The 14,249-nt window shown below is 64.1% G+C and carries 12 protein-coding genes and 1 tRNA gene; 5 read left to right on the top strand and 8 right to left on the bottom strand.

Annotated elements, in window-relative coordinates; genetic code table 11:
* Window positions 1-31: 31 nt before the first annotated feature.
* Window positions 32-1,531 carry an ABC transporter substrate-binding protein gene (locus tag ASG39_RS02890; RefSeq protein WP_062592599.1) on the bottom strand — a complete coding sequence of 500 codons (1,500 nt, stop codon included), beginning with the start codon at window positions 1,529-1,531 and terminating at the stop codon, window positions 32-34.
* A 318-nt stretch (window positions 1,532-1,849) separates the two neighbouring features.
* Between ASG39_RS02890 and ASG39_RS02885 the strand changes: the two genes are divergently transcribed.
* The 3 genes from ASG39_RS02885 to ASG39_RS02875 are packed head-to-tail and all read left to right on the top strand — an operon-like array spanning window position 1,850 to window position 5,138.
* Complete coding sequence (locus ASG39_RS02885; RefSeq protein WP_062593374.1) at window positions 1,850-3,046, top strand: exo-alpha-sialidase; 1,197 nt, start codon at window positions 1,850-1,852, stop codon at window positions 3,044-3,046.
* On the top strand, window positions 3,043-4,008 hold the full coding sequence (gene pdxA, locus ASG39_RS02880) for a 4-hydroxythreonine-4-phosphate dehydrogenase PdxA (protein WP_062592597.1): 966 nt from the start codon (window positions 3,043-3,045) through the stop codon (window positions 4,006-4,008). The genes ASG39_RS02885 and pdxA overlap by 4 nt, the downstream gene beginning before the upstream one ends.
* Complete coding sequence (locus ASG39_RS02875) at window positions 4,005-5,138, top strand: iron-containing alcohol dehydrogenase (RefSeq protein WP_062592595.1); 1,134 nt, start codon at window positions 4,005-4,007, stop codon at window positions 5,136-5,138. Before pdxA ends, ASG39_RS02875 begins: the two co-directional genes overlap by 4 nt.
* Before the next feature lie 105 nt (window positions 5,139-5,243).
* On the opposite strand, the gene ASG39_RS02870 is transcribed toward ASG39_RS02875, so the two are convergent.
* From ASG39_RS02870 to ASG39_RS02860, 3 genes are all read right to left on the bottom strand, one after another.
* Window positions 5,244-5,939, bottom strand: coding sequence for a FadR/GntR family transcriptional regulator (locus ASG39_RS02870; RefSeq protein WP_062592593.1), 696 nt, complete (start codon window positions 5,937-5,939; stop codon window positions 5,244-5,246).
* Window positions 5,940-5,942: 3 nt separating this feature from the next.
* Window positions 5,943-6,971: a four-carbon acid sugar kinase family protein gene (locus ASG39_RS02865; RefSeq protein WP_062592591.1), complete on the bottom strand. Its 1,029-nt coding sequence runs from the start codon at window positions 6,969-6,971 to the stop codon at window positions 5,943-5,945.
* 138 nt (window positions 6,972-7,109) lie between these two features.
* Window positions 7,110-8,810: a PAS domain-containing methyl-accepting chemotaxis protein gene (locus tag ASG39_RS02860; protein ID WP_062592588.1), complete on the bottom strand. Its 1,701-nt coding sequence runs from the start codon at window positions 8,808-8,810 to the stop codon at window positions 7,110-7,112.
* A 334-nt stretch (window positions 8,811-9,144) separates the two neighbouring features.
* Between ASG39_RS02860 and ASG39_RS02855 the strand changes: the two genes are divergently transcribed.
* A complete protein-coding gene (locus tag ASG39_RS02855; protein ID WP_244481103.1) occupies window positions 9,145-9,816 on the top strand; it encodes a GntR family transcriptional regulator in 672 nt (223 codons plus the stop codon).
* Window positions 9,817-9,949: 133 nt separating this feature from the next.
* Here ASG39_RS02855 and ASG39_RS02850 read toward each other — a convergent pair.
* From ASG39_RS02850 to ASG39_RS02835, 4 genes are all read right to left on the bottom strand, one after another.
* Window positions 9,950-10,025, bottom strand: a tRNA-Lys gene (locus tag ASG39_RS02850).
* A gap of 98 nt (window positions 10,026-10,123) precedes the next feature.
* Window positions 10,124-11,041 (bottom strand): PhzF family phenazine biosynthesis protein, encoded by a 918-nt coding sequence (locus ASG39_RS02845; protein WP_062592583.1) that lies wholly within the window; start codon window positions 11,039-11,041, stop codon window positions 10,124-10,126.
* Between the two features lie 88 nt (window positions 11,042-11,129).
* Window positions 11,130-11,900, bottom strand: coding sequence for an NUDIX hydrolase (locus ASG39_RS02840; protein ID WP_062592581.1), 771 nt, complete (start codon window positions 11,898-11,900; stop codon window positions 11,130-11,132).
* Window positions 11,893-12,996, bottom strand: coding sequence for an endonuclease/exonuclease/phosphatase family protein (locus tag ASG39_RS02835; protein ID WP_062593372.1), 1,104 nt, complete (start codon window positions 12,994-12,996; stop codon window positions 11,893-11,895). Before ASG39_RS02835 ends, ASG39_RS02840 begins: the two co-directional genes overlap by 8 nt.
* 167 nt (window positions 12,997-13,163) lie before the next feature.
* On the opposite strand from ASG39_RS02835, the gene ASG39_RS02830 reads away from it, so the two are divergent.
* Window positions 13,164-14,222, top strand: coding sequence for an aldo/keto reductase (locus ASG39_RS02830; protein WP_062592579.1), 1,059 nt, complete (start codon window positions 13,164-13,166; stop codon window positions 14,220-14,222).
* The last annotated feature ends 27 nt before the right edge of the window (window positions 14,223-14,249 follow it).

Here is a 14,249-nt window from a genome sequence, read left to right as displayed (position 1 = left end):
CTGCGGGCGCCGGAGCGCCCGCAACGGTGTCTTATTTGATCTTGATCTCGGACAGCTGGAGCGTCGAGTTCGTGGCGATCGTCGGCGTGAATTCTAGACGCTCGGAAACCCGGGCAAAGCCGACCATGTGGAAGAGCAGCACGTCGGCCACCACATCGTCATGCAAGTAGGCGATCACCTCGGACCAGAGCTTGGCACGCTCGTCGCCGACGGCCGCGGACGCGCGCTTGATCAGGTCATCGACCTTCGGGTCCGAGAAGCCGGACTGCGTGCCCTCGGTCGCGTATTTGAAGAACATCGAGAACGACGGATCGCCCTTCGAATTGTCGTGCATCGCGGCGACGATCTGCGGTCCACGGCCTTCCTTGAAAGGCTTGGAATAGTACTGTTCGTGTTCGGCCACCTCGACGAACTTCAGGTTGATCTTGAAGCCGACATCCTGAAGCTGACCCTGGATGGCTTCCATGATTTCCGTGACGTTCGGGAAGTTTGCCGAGCGGGCGATGATCTCGATCGGGGTCTCGACCGGCACGCCGTCAGCCTTGGCTTCGGCGAGAAGCTTCTTGGCGCCGTCCGGATCGAACGGGAACTGCTTGACATCCGGGTTCCAGCCGAGCGTCGTCGGCGGCACGATGGCCGTGGCGAGAACCGCACTTTCCGGAACAAGGGTGCCGAGGAACGCCTGCCGATCGATGGCGATGTTGAGCGCGCGGCGGACGCGAACGTCGGAGAGCGGCGGGATATTGTGGTCGATGCGGAGATAGACGGTCTCGCTGTCGAGATAGGACAGGTCGGTTGCGGCATTCGTCGCTTCGAGCTGCGAGATCGACGGCGCAAGGTCCGCCTCGCCGGCCTGCACCATGGCGGCGCGGACGGAGGGATCGGCACGGAACAGATAGGTCGCCTCGGTGACGTCGGGCTTCGCACCCCAGTAGTCGTCGCGCGCGGTCAGCACGATCTGCTGGCCCGGCGTCCAGTTAGAGAGCTTGTAGGGCCCGGTGCCGACCGGCTCGCGGATGAACTCGAGCGGCGTCTCCTCGGGAACGATGGTGACGAGCGACATCAGGAGCGGCAGGATCGGCTGGACCGGATCGGCGGTAAAATCGACCGTGTTCTCGTCGACGATCTTCGCCTCGATCTTCATGCCGCCGAAGTAGCGGCGGGATTCGCAGGCGTTCTTGTCGCTCATGATGCGGTCGAAGCTGTGCTTCACATCCTTGGCATCGAAGGCGGTGCCGTCCGAAAACTTCACGCCCTGGCGCAGGTGAAAGCGCCACGAGCCGTCCGCGTTCTGCTCCCACTTCTCCGCCAGACGCGGCTTGATGCCCTGCTGGCCGCGAACGTCGAGCTCGGTCAGCGTCTCGCTGACATTCTGCATGATGACGCGGCCGATATTCGAGCGGGTCGCCATGCAGGGTTCCAGCAGGTCGGCCTCTTCGGCCAGCACGATCTTGATCGGGCCGGACGCGGCAAATGCCGGCGTCAAGGCGGTGCACAACATCAGCGCGCCGAGAATCAGTGTTTTCTTCACGATAGTCTCCTCCCTTTTATCCATTGATCGCGACGCCGGCCTCTCAAGGCACGGGTGTCGCGCTGCCGCTCCAAACGTCCGGTCGGCGATGATCCTCGTCCCGAGCATCCTCCCGCTAAGGCTGCCCATACCATCGGACCTCACCACGACTTTGTCAAATTAATTTCGAATGTCATTTCGATCAAAAAATTAATTTCAAAAATAAACAGCAATTACAGTATTATGGTATTTTAGAACATATCGAAATCAACGCGCACTAACATCGTAAAACTTGACAACTCAAAAATTTCCATGGCTTTTGAGGCGATGGAGGACAAGATGAATCCCGAAGAAATCGCCCGCGGCATGAGCGGAGCCCTTGCGTCCGTGGCCTCAGGACGGGAGGAAGCCCTGCTCTCCTCGCCGATGATCCAGAATCACGCCGCCTTCCTGCACAGGCTTGCAGACGGCGCGCTCGTCTGCGCCTGGTTCGGCGGAACGCTGGAAGGCAAGTCGGACATTTCCATCTTTGCCTGCGTCCTTCAGAAGGGCGCATCGCAATGGGGCCCGCCCCAGCAACTGAGCAACGACCCCGCCCATTCCGAACAGAACCCGATGTTCTTCGCCGCGCCGGACGGCAGGCTCTGGTTGTTCCACACCTCGCAGCCCTCCGGAAACCAGGACGAATGCCGCATCCGCATGGTCGAGGTTCTGCGCGACGAAACCGACCCGCATGGTCTGAGCGCACCGGGCGGACGCTATCTCGACCTGCCCCGCGGCTGCTTCGTGCGCGCCGGCATCGTCGTCAGAACGGACGGCGCCTGGCTGCTGCCGATCTTCCGCTGCATCCAGCGGCCGAACCAGAAATGGAACGGCAGTCACGACACCGGAGCCGTCGCGATCTCGGAAGATGGCGGGGGCACCTGGCGCCTGCAGGATATCGACGCCTCCATCGGCTGCGTCCATCTCGGGCCCGTCATTCTGGGAGAAAATCGCTACGCCGCCTTCTTCCGCCGTCGCCAGGCGGATTTCATCTACCGCACGGAAACGGTGGACGGTGGCCGCACATGGTCGCCGCCGGCCCCGACCGATGTGCCGAACAACAATTCCTCCATCGCCGCCACCCGCCTGCGCGATGGCCGGCTCGCCATCATCTGCAACCCTATCAATGCGGAGCAATCGCCGGAACGCCGTGCATCGCTCTATGACGAGCTTGGCGAATCCGACGACCGGCCGGACGCGGACCCGACCGGCGGCTGCGTGCCGATCTGGGGCGTGCCCCGCGCACCGGTGGCATTGTGCCTGTCGAGCGATGACGGCCTGACCTTCCCGGAAAGGATCGTCATCGAAGCGGGACCGGGCACGTGCCTCTCGAACGATTCCATCGACGGCCGCAACAAGGAGATGTCCTATCCCTGGCTGCTCGAAGAGCCGGACGGGACGCTGCATCTCGCCTACACCTATCATCGTCGCGCGATCAAACATGTCCGCCTGGCTCCCGGCTGGGACAGTGCGGCTGGACGGAGAGTTTCATGAGCAACATCATCGGCATCACTATGGGCGACCCCTGCGGCGTCGGTCCGGAGATTTCCGTCCGCGCCCTTCTCGACATGTCGAAGGAAGACCGGGACCGCACCCGCATCTACGGCAACCTGCCGACGCTGGAGGCCGCGCGCGATGCGCTGGGGCTCGATATCGATCTCGCACCCCATGTCGTCGACCTGCCGATCGAGGGCGCGCCGCTCGCCTGGGGACAGTTGAGCCCGGTCGCGGGCGACGCCGCCTTCCGCTTCATCGAAAAGGCCGTGCGCGATGCGGAGGCAAAGACCATCGGCTGCATCGTCACCGCGCCGATCAACAAGGAAGCGCTGAACCTTGCCGGCCATCATTATGACGGCCATACCGGCATGCTGCGCAGCCTGACAGGATCGAAGGCCGCCTATATGCTGCTCGCCTCCGAGAAGCTGAAGGTCATTCATGTTTCCACCCACGTCTCGCTGAAGGAAGCCATCCAGCGGGCGACGACGGAGCGTGTTCTCGCCACCATCCGCGCGGGCGACGCGCATCTGAAGCGCATCGGCTATGCCGCACCCCGCATCGCCATTGCCGGCATCAATCCGCATTGCGGCGAAAACGGCCTGTTCGGCACCGAGGACGACGACCAGATCGGCCCCGCCGTCGTCGCGGCGCGTGCCGAGGGCATCGATGCGCACGGCCCGATCTCGGCCGATACCGTCTTCCACCGCGCCTACACCGGCGCCTTCGATCTCATCGTCGCGCAGTACCACGATCAGGGGCACATCCCGATCAAGCTCGTGGCCTTCGACACCGCCGTCAACGTCTCCGTCGATCTGCCGATCGACCGCACCTCGGTCGATCACGGCACCGCCTTCGACATCGCCGGCAAGGGCATCGCCAATCATGGCAACATGAACGAAGCCATCGCCTATGCCCGCAAGCTCGTGGCCGGCCGCGCCGACCCCGCACAGCAAGGATGACCGCCATGGCGATCGCTCCCATCACCCTTCACCAGCCGCGCCGCCTCATCGTCGGCGCCGGCACCATTCGCGAGGTCGGCGGCTGGGCCGCGGATGCGGCCTCCGTGCTGGTCATCGCCACCCCGATCACCGCCGGTTTCATCGACCGGCTGCAACTGAAGGGCCGCATCACTGTTTTCGACGCCATTCCCGGCGAGCCCGATATCGCCACGCTGAACGCCGCGATCGAGGCTGCGCGCAGCTGCCGTCCGGATTTGATCGTCGGCCTCGGCGGCGGCTCGGTTCTCGACGTCGCCAAGCTCGTGGCCGCGCTCTGGGATGGCGACCAGACGCTCGCCGATGTTGCCGGGCCGAACAAAGTCGCCGGACGCCGCACGCGCCTCGTGCAGGTCGCGACCACCGCCGGCACGGGATCGGAAGCCGGCATCCGCTCGCTGATCACCGACCCGGAGAAGGGCAACAAGATCGCGGTGGAAAGCCCGCATCTGATCGCCGATGTCGCCGTGCTCGATCCGGAACTCACCTACTCCGTACCACCGGCCGTGACGGCTGCCACCGGCGTCGATGCCATGGCGCACTGCGTCGAGGCCTTCACCAACCGCCGCGCCCATCCAATGATCGACGGCTTCGCCCGCATGGGTTTCGGCCTCGTCGGACGGTTCCTCGCCCGCGCCGTGCGCGACGGCACGGATACCGAAGCCCGCGAGGGCATGATGCTCGCCTCCTATTACGGCGGCATCTGCCTCGGGCCAGTCAACACCGCCGCCGGTCATGCCATCGCCTATCCGCTCGGAACCCGGCTCCGCCTGCCGCACGGTCTGGCGAACGCCATCATCTTCCCGCAGGTCCTCGCCTTCAACCAGCCGGTCGCAGCCGAGAAATCCGCGGAGGTCGCGCAAGCCCTCGGCCTCGGCGCGGGCGAACGGCTGTCGCAGGACGACCTCCTGCGTCAGGCGCACATCTTCTGTCGCAATCTCGGCATCGAGATGTCGCTGCGCGCGCACGGCGCCACGGAGGCGGATCTGCCGATCTACGCATCCGACGCCCATGCCAACCGCCGCCTGATGGACAACAATCCGATCGACATGAGCGTCGAGGATGTCCTGGCGATCTACCGCGCCGCCTACTGACCGGCCACGGAGCGCGACGCCCAGATATCGCCCCCGACATAGCCCCTGACATCGGCGTCGATTTCGGGGGCGAACCTGTGACCGAAGATCAAGACTTGTCTGGCGTCAGTTCGGAAACAGCCGCTCGCGCGACCCGGTCAGATGCTCCCGCATCAACTCGCCCGCAAGCGGACCATCGCCGGACGCGATCGCCTTGGCGATCGCCTCGTGCTCGCCGAACACGCGGGCAAGCCCGGCGCTGTCGCGCTTGACCGAGGCGCCGTGGAATTTCATGCCCACGGCGATATGCTCCTTCAGGGCCTCCATGGCGGTCGAGAAATAGGAATTGCGCGCCGCGCGGGCGATCGCGAGATGGAACTCGAAATCCGCATCGACGCGATGGGACTGCCGGTTGGTGGCGTCCCGCATCAATTCGAGAGCCTGACGGATGGCCGTCAGGCTCGCCTCCGTGTGCCGCGCGGCAGCCGCACTCGCCGCCGCCGGCTCGAGCGTCAGGCGAAACTCGTAGCAGTTCAAGAGATCGGCGACGTTTTCGAGCTGCCCGAACCCGAGCGGCTCCTTCAACCCCAGCGCCCGCACGAAGCTTCCCGCACCCCGGCGCGAATAGATCAGGCCCTGCTCCCGCAGCCGCCGCAGCGCCTCGCGGATGATCGGCCGGGACACTTCGAACTCCGCCGCCAGATCATGCTCCGTCGGCAGGCGCTCGTCCGGCTGGTAGGCGCCCGACTTGATGGCACGGTGCATCCGCTCGAAGACGACGTCGCCGAGGCTCTTGCGTGTCGTTCCCGCTTCCAGTCCCATTCCTCAACCCCCGTCGCGAAGCATCTGGGCCGCGATCTCGCTTAGAGTTTCCGCGCCGCCGAAACCGCCGGATTTCGCGATAATGCAATGCCCGTTCGCAAAAGCAACGCCAAGCCCCGGCAGGCATTCGCCGAGCAGGCGGAACCGATGGATCCCCATCCGCGCCAGAACCGCTTCCGCCGTCGCCCCGCCCGAAAGCACCAGCGTGGCAGACGCCGGCATCAACTCCGGAAAGACGCCGGCGGCCAGATGCAGCGCCACGTCAGCGGACGAAATGTCCTGCTCGCCGGGCACGGCCTGAACGAGCGTGAGGAACGCGCCCTCGACGCCTCGGGAGGCCGGGCGTCCATTGGGCGCCGCGCGATAGGCCGGTGCATGGCGGGCGCGGAGATGGTCGATCTGTGCAAGCGTGATCGGATCACGCGAGCCGATGACGAAGAGGCCGGGTCCGGCCGGGATCGTCGCGGCCCGCGCCGGCACGTGTCCGGTCATGCGCATGGCCAGGGCCTCGGCCAGTCCGCGCGCACCAACCAGGAGATCGACGCCCTCCGCCAGCGCCGCATCGAGCTGCGCCGCCATCCCGGCCATATCGGCGGTCTCCGGAATCCGCGCTTTCCCGGCATGGACGCCGAGACGGTCGGCGATCGGGATCGGCACATCGACGCCGAAGCCCCGGACCTCTCCGTTCATGACGACGCGGCCGAAATCCGGGATCGCCGGCGCCACCAAAGCAGTGCGAAAGGGCGTCACGTCGAGCTCGGCGGCGATATGGCCCTTCAGGCGCGAATCGACCTTCTTGAAGAGCACGACTCCGGCAGGCAGGGCAGCCAGAATGGTCCGCGTCGCCCCCTGCGCAGCCTCCGCCCCGACTTCGCGCGACTGGACGTTGATCGACAGGACGTCAGGGCTGTCTGCCAGGGCCTCGGGGATAGCAGCGGGAACGAGGGCGACCTCGACAGTCAGGCCCCGCGCGGCAAACGGCGCGGCGGCATCGAGCGTGCCTGTGAGATCGTCGGCAAGTATGACCAGCAAGATGACGGCCTCCGCAATAAGTTGTCATCTTTATTCGACCATGATCTGTTGTTTTGTCAACATTTTTGGCGTCGAAATGACAGGTATCGCGAAGGGAGCCTTTGGAAGATGGAGAAGGCGTCGGGGAACGCCGCTTAATCAGGCGGCGAACCTGCTGCGGGCGTCACGCGGCGTCGAGGTTCCGCGCTGCGCACTCTTGTCGTCGAACCGGAACTGTTCCAGCAGCTGGAAGAGCGCGCTTGCTTCTTCGGCAAGGCCGTGGCTCGCAGCCGTCTGTTGCTCGACCATCGCCGCATTCTGCTGCGTGCTCTGATCGACCGTATTGATGGCCTGGTTGATCCCGCCGAGCGCGGTCGACTGTTCCCGAGCCGCCTCGACGATGGCCCTGATATCCTCGTTGATGTGCTGGACATGGCCGGCAATCGTCTGCAGCGCTTCGCCGGCCTTGCTGACGAGCGACACGCCGCTCTCGACATGCGCGCTCGACGTGGTGATGAGCGCCTTGATCTCCTTGGCCGCACCGGCGGACCGCTGCGCCAGTTCCCGCACCTCGTGTGCGACGACGGCAAAGCCCTTGCCCGCCTCTCCGGCACGCGCAGCCTCGACACCGGCATTCAGTGCCAGAAGATTGGTCTGGAACGCGATCTGGTCGATGACGCCGATGATATTGGCGATCTCGCGGGAGGAATTGTCGATCTTGTCCATCGCCGAAATGGCTTCGCGCACGACATCGCCGGAGTGATCGGCACTTTCCTTGGCGCGACCGACGAGAACGCCGGCACCTTCGGCACGCTTGCTGGACCCCTTGACCGTTGTGGTGATCTGTTCGAGCGCAGCCGCAGTTTCCTCGACGGAGGCGGCCTGCTGTTCCGTTCTGCGGGCGAGATCGTCCGCCGACGTCCGCACCTCGTCTGCGCCCGACGCGATCGCTTCCGCATTCGTCCGGACCGCCTTGAGGGCGGTTTCAAGCTTGCGACAGGCCGCGTTGAAATCGGTTCGCAGCTTGTCGAGGCTCGGCAGGAACGGCTTTTCGATCTGCTGGCTCAGATCGCCCTCGGCAAGCCTGGAGAGACTGTCCGCCAGGCGATCGACGTTCATGACGCGCTCGGTGACATCGGTTGCGAATTTCACGACCTTGATGACCCGGCCTTTGAGATCGAAAACCGGATTGTAGGATGCCTGGATGAAGACGGCCTGCCCGTTCTTGCCGATCCGCATGAACTCGTCCGACACGAATTCGCCGGCGTTCAGCTTTGTCCAGAACGCCGTATAGGCGGCCGACGCGCGGTACGCCGGATCGACGAACATGCTGTGATGCCGGCCGGCGATTTCGCCGAGGCTGTATCCGAGCGCCGTCAGGAAATTGTCGTTGGCGGTGATGATCGTCCCGTCCGGCTTGAACTCGATCATCGCCTGAGCGCGCGAGACCGCATCGATCTTGGCGCCGGTATCCATGCCTGCAAGCTTCGTCGCCGTGATGTCGTTGGCGAATTTGACGACCTTCACGACCTTGCCGGACGCGTTCTTGATCGGGTTGTAATTGCCGCGGATAAAGATCTCGGAGCCATCCTTCGCAATGCGCATGAATTCGCTGCAGACGAAGGTGCCATCCCGGAGCTTCTTCCAGAAAGCGGCATAGTCGCCGCTCGCGGCATAGTCCGTATCGACGAAGATCCGGTGGTTCTGCCCGACGATCTCACGCTCGGCATAGCCCATGAGATCGCAGAAATTCTTGTTCGCCTTCAGGATCTTCCCCGAGGGATCGAATTCGATGATGGCGAATGAAAGATCGAGCGCGTCCAGGACCTTGTCGGATGTCGAAGTAAAAAGCCCAGCCACGTCACGCTCCCCCTGAAAGTGTGACGTATAATCGCTCTTTTAGATGAAGAGTTTGCTAACATGAAAGTCGGGACTTAAATTTCATCGCCACCCTTCGCTAAGGCTCGAGGCGACGGAAGCGTCGGCGGCCGTGCGGACTACCAGCACCCGGCGGTGACGCCTTTCCAAATTAATATACTACCATATCACCCGATTGGGGTGCAGGGCGTGGAAATCCGTCCGAAACTATGCAATTACAATAGGAATGACAAAAATAGGGTTTTCCGAAATGGTGACAAAGCGCGTCGCAGACATATCGGCTCAAGAGACAGGCACGTTTGCACCCGCGCTGGATTTGACCATCAATCCCCGCCTTCCCATCACTGCGCAAATCTACGAGAAGCTCCGGCGGGCGATCATCACGCTGGCCATGATGCCGATGGAAGCGCTGAGCGAGAAAGAGCTTTCGCTGCAGCTCGGCGTCAGCCGCACGCCCGTTCGCGAGGCCCTGATCCGGCTCGCCGACGAGGGGCTGATCGACATCCTTCCGCAACGCGGCAGCTTCGTCGCCCCCATCCGTCTCAGTGATGTCGAGGAAGCGCAGTTCATCCGCAAAAGCCTTGAAGTTGCAGTCGCAAAGCGCCTCGCGGCCGGCTGCTCCAAGCACTTCCTGACCGAGATCAAGAGCAACCTCTACGACCAGGAAAAGGCGGTCGCCGCGGAGGCGCTCGATCAGTTCCGCGAACTCGACGAGACCTTCCACCGCAGTTTCTGCGAAGAGGCCTCCCTGTCGAAAAGCTGGCGCATCATCCAGTCCGTCAAGCTTCAGGTGGACCGCGTCCGGTATCTCAACCTGCCCGATCCGTCGCATTTGAGACTGCTGCTCCAGCAGCATCGCGCCATCGTGGACGCCATCGAGGCGGGCGACGTCATCGCCGCCGGAGACAACATGACGGCCCATCTGCGCGACGTTCTGCTGACCGCCCGCCGTCTGCGGGAAGAGGGCGTCGATCTGATCGAAGCCTGATTCCACCGCTCGCATGTAAGGTGAAGCCTGCCTTCTCGATATACTACCATGGCAGATTTGCGCTGCCGCAGACATCCTGCACCAGATCGGCACAGGCCATAAACAATTGATAAAACAGGATTCCGAAAGGATTTGGTGGGTGATGTAGGGTTCGAACCTACGACCCGCTGATTAAGAGTCAGCTGCTCTACCAACTGAGCTAATCACCCACGAAGACGACATCGCTGCTGTCTGACGCGGCGTATAAAGGCCTTAGCACGGCTTGTCCAGTTGCCCCGCATAGGAATTCGTGGAAAGGGCGAACTTATCAGAGATAAAGTTCGCCGGCGGCGATCTTGACCGCCTGCCCGCCGATCCGCGCCCCAACGATGCCGCCATTGCCGATATCCAGATGAAGATGAAGGTAGGACGGACGGCCCATTTCCACGCCCTGCTCCACGAGATAGCTATGATGCCCTTCCGGAAGCTGGTCGAAACAGTGGATGGCCGCCGAGAAGGCGGCGAGCGCCGACCCGGTCGCGGGGTCCTCGTGGACGCCCATGGCGGGCGCGAACATGCGCGTGTGGAAACGGGCATGATGATTGATGCCGCCGCGGCAATAGAGATAGGCGCTGGCCAGCCGCCCGTCGGCCATGGGCGCGATCTGCTCCCATCGCGCCGCATCGAACTCCAGCTCGGCCATGGCCTTGAGGTCGTGCAGGGGGATTGCCACGAAGGGCACGCCGGCGCTCCAGAGGGCGGGGACGTGGTTTTCGAACCCGATCTGCGTCGTCTTCAAACTCAGGGCATCGGCGATCCGGCCGATATCGAAACGGGCATCGAGCCGCACGGATTTGCGCGGCAGGTCGAACTCCGCAAAGCCGGCCTCCCCCGGCCGCAGCTTCACCGCGCAGCGCACCGGACCGACATTCTCCTCCAGCACATGCACGAGATCGCGATTGACGCCCTCGCCGGCCTGCGCCGCTTCCGCCAGGGCCACGGCCGCGCCGACGGTCGGGTGTCCGGCAAAGGGAAGCTCGGTGCCCGGGGTAAAGATCCGCAACCGCGCGGCTGATGTTGGATTGTCCGCCTGGCAGATGAAAACCGTCTCCGAAAGGTTGAATTCGCCGGCAATCGCCTGCATCGCCTCGCTCGAAAGCCCGTCGCCGTCGAACACCACGGCAAGCGGATTGCCCTGAAGCTTTTCCTTCGTGAAGACGTCGTAGATCGCGTATCGGCGTGCCAAATCCGTTCTCCCATTCCTGCGACCGCCTCTGACGGTCAGCCGCCACCGGACCTTGCCTTCGCGCTCCGCCGCGGGCAAGGCAAAATCGTCATCGATGCCTTCCGAAGATGTGCGCGAGAATCACCCGCATGAAGGGCTGGTAGTTGTGCGCCTGCGGATCGGCGTCGAAGATCGCGACCGCACCGTCGATCTCGTCGTCTTCGGCGGTCTCCACATGGCGCGCGATGCGCGACAGGATGGAGGCCGATGTTTCGGCGAAGCGAAGCCTGCGAAACAGCGTGGCGGAGCCGCTCATCTGTAGCGCCTCAAACGGCCCCGGCACGGCCTCGCCGATATCCAATCCGGTCTCCTCCAGAACCTCGCGACGCATGTTGCCAGCCACGTCGCACACGAGACCGCGCGCGTCCTCCACGAGATCGGAGGCGTCGATGGACCCGGCCGCGCAATAGACCTTGCCGGGATTGGCGGTATGCGCGCCCATCCGCACGGCAATGACGGCACCGTCCGAGGTCTCGATCACCGGCACCGCGGCAAGATGGCAGGCAATGGCCGGACGCGCGACCGAACGCCACCAGAGGAAGGCCGCGTAGGGCGCGAGATAGCCTTCGCCGACGATGGTTCCGGATCGAACGGTGAGGCGATGCTGCAGCACCATCTCGCCATTGAAGAGCGCGGGATTGGCGGCATGCTCCCGCTCCCAGTTCTGCGCAATGTCAGGTCCATGCTGCGCGATAACGGGATGCGGGCCCGGCAGGACGCGCAGGTCGATGCCGGTGACCGGGAAGATGACGCCCTCCCCGGGCCAACCGTCTGCGATCCCGGATGGGACTGCCGGGGGAATATGCGGCACCTCAGACATCGAGCGCCACCACGACGGGGCAGTGATCCGACGCCTTGGGCCGGTCCCAGCCGATGCGGGGATATCGCTCGACATCCTGCCCGGGCGGAAAAACGGTGCGGTAAGGTTGCCCGGCGCGGATGATCTCCGGCACGGCATGCGGATTGCGGGCCGCAAGAGCGGGCGACAGCCAGATGTAATCGAGCTGGCAGAGATGGCGCTCGGCCGGACCCCGGCTGTGGAACAGCGTCCAGCGATCGAGCACCGGCCGCCGCTGCACGACGTTTTCAACAAAGCCGTCCGCCGCGAGCACGTCAAGCGCGGCGGATGCGTCCACGGCCGGGACGAAACCATAACCGCTCCGCCGATCGCCCGTCACGTCGATGCGTTCGCGATAGTCGTTCATGTCGCCGCAGATCGCGAAATTTGCCGTCCGCGTCTGGCCCGGAAACCGCTTCTCGACGATGCGCCGCACGGCAAGCGCCTCCGCACGCCGCACCGGCATGGTGGACGACCTGCCGTCCACGCCGTCCCGGTTCGGACCCATCGATTTGAAATGCACCACGAACACGGTCAGCGGTCGTCCGCCGATGGTCAATTCGAGTTGCAGGCAGTCCCGCCGGAAAATTCGGTCCTCCGGAACGTTCGTCCGCTTGATCTCCGCATCGTGCAGGCCGAGATCGGCATAGGTCAGGGCGGCATGCGAGATTGCGCTGGTGCAGACGATCGCCTCGCCGTCCCGCGTCGTCTCCCGCATCATCACGGCCACGTCGATGCCACGCCCGTCATTCCCCTCGATCAGCACCTTCTTGCGATAGCCGCTGCCCATCATCCGATAGAGATAGCCATATTCGAACGCCTCCAGCGCGGCCATGTCGTCGGCCTCCTGCAGGCAGAGAATATCCGCGTCGCAATCGGCAATCGCCAGCGCCGACATCTGCCGGGTATCGTCGGCGTGCGTGATCGTGCGCGCTTCCTCAAGACGCTCATAAGCCGCCTCGTTGCCGATATCGAACAGCCGCAGCACGCGATCCTGCTTGGACGGGTTGCGGAAGCCGGAAAAATCGAACCGGCGCATGAGGTTTTCGATGTTGAAGGTGGCAAGTCGAAGGGTCATGAAGGCATCCGCTGTCTCGTCCCCGACCATAGACGGGCTGGCCCGAGAGGCAAGCGCTGAAGGCAGCCATGCGCGCAAGCATGTGCTCATCTGCCGGCCGCCGCATTTCCGGACGACCGGCACCGCCCTATCTGCCGCGGCACGACGCATCAACAGGAGGAAACAGCATGGAATACCGCAATCTCGGCCGCTCCGGTCTCAAGGTCTCCACCATCACCATGGGCACGATGACCATGGGTGGAAAAGGCTGGGCCTCGATGGTCGGCAGCCAGGGTGTGGACGAGGCGCGACGGCTGATCGACCTGTGTCTGGACGCCGGCGTCAACCTGATCGACACCGCCAATGCCTATTCCGCCGGCGCCTCGGAGGAGATCATCGGCGAGGTCCTCGGCGGCAAGCGCAAGAACGACGTGCTGGTTGCGACCAAGGCCCGCTTTCCGATGGGCGACGGCATCAACAATCAGGGCCTCTCGCGCCACCATCTCATCCGCGAATGCGAGGCGAGCCTGAAGCGGCTGAACACGGATGTGATCGACCTCTATCAGGTCCACCAGTGGGACGGGCAGACGCCGCTCGAGGAAACGATGGCGGCGCTCGACACGCTCGTGCAGCACGGCAAGGTGCGCTATATCGGCTGCTCCAATTTCTCGGGCTGGCACATCATGAAGGCCATGGGCATCAGTGCGAGCGATCACCGTCATCGCTTCGTCAGCCAGCAGATCCACTACACGCTGGAAGCCCGCGAGGCCGAATACGAGCTCTTGCCGATCTCGATCGATCAGGGCCTGGGCGTCCTCGTCTGGAGCCCGATCGCCGGCGGGCTTCTGTCCGGCAAGCATCGCCGAAACCACACCCCGGAGGGCAGCCGACAGGCCGCCGGCTGGACAGAACCACCGATCCGCGACGTGGACCGCCTCTGGGCGATCGTGGACGTGCTTATCGAGGTCGCCGAGAGCCGCGGCGTGTCGGCCGCGCAGGTGGCGCTGGCCTGGCTGATCGGCCGCAAGGCGGTGACGTCGGTCATCATCGGCGGGCGAACGGAGGCGCAGTTTCGCGACAATCTCGCCGCCGCCGATCTCAAACTCACGGCTGAGGAGCGCACCCGGCTGGACACGGTCAGCGCCCCGCCCATCCTCTACCCCTACTGGCACCAGATGCAGACGGCAGCGGATCGCCTCGGCGAGGCCGACCTCTCGCTGCTCGGCCCGCATATCGCCAAGGCGTGAGCGGAAAATCGAACGGCGACGGATCGC

This window comes from Rhizobium sp. Leaf371, from assembly GCF_001424045.1.
In the GTDB taxonomy this organism is placed as follows: domain Bacteria; phylum Pseudomonadota; class Alphaproteobacteria; order Rhizobiales; family Rhizobiaceae; genus Ferranicluibacter.
This window is presented reverse-complemented; position numbering and strand designations above follow the sequence as displayed.

Coding starts and splice junctions, on each gene's coding strand:
- ASG39_RS02885 (WP_062593374.1), top strand. CDS start 1,850: ATGAATCCCGAAGAAATCGCCCGCGGCATGAGCGGAGCCCTTGCGTCC.
- pdxA (WP_062592597.1), top strand. CDS start 3,043: ATGAGCAACATCATCGGCATCACTATGGGCGACCCCTGCGGCGTCGGT.
- ASG39_RS02875 (WP_062592595.1), top strand. CDS start 4,005: ATGACCGCCATGGCGATCGCTCCCATCACCCTTCACCAGCCGCGCCGC.
- ASG39_RS02870 (WP_062592593.1), bottom strand. CDS start 5,939: ATGGGACTGGAAGCGGGAACGACACGCAAGAGCCTCGGCGACGTCGTC.
- ASG39_RS02840 (WP_062592581.1), bottom strand. CDS start 11,900: ATGTCTGAGGTGCCGCATATTCCCCCGGCAGTCCCATCCGGGATCGCA.
- ASG39_RS02835 (WP_062593372.1), bottom strand. CDS start 12,996: ATGACCCTTCGACTTGCCACCTTCAACATCGAAAACCTCATGCGCCGG.
- ASG39_RS02830 (WP_062592579.1), top strand. CDS start 13,164: ATGGAATACCGCAATCTCGGCCGCTCCGGTCTCAAGGTCTCCACCATC.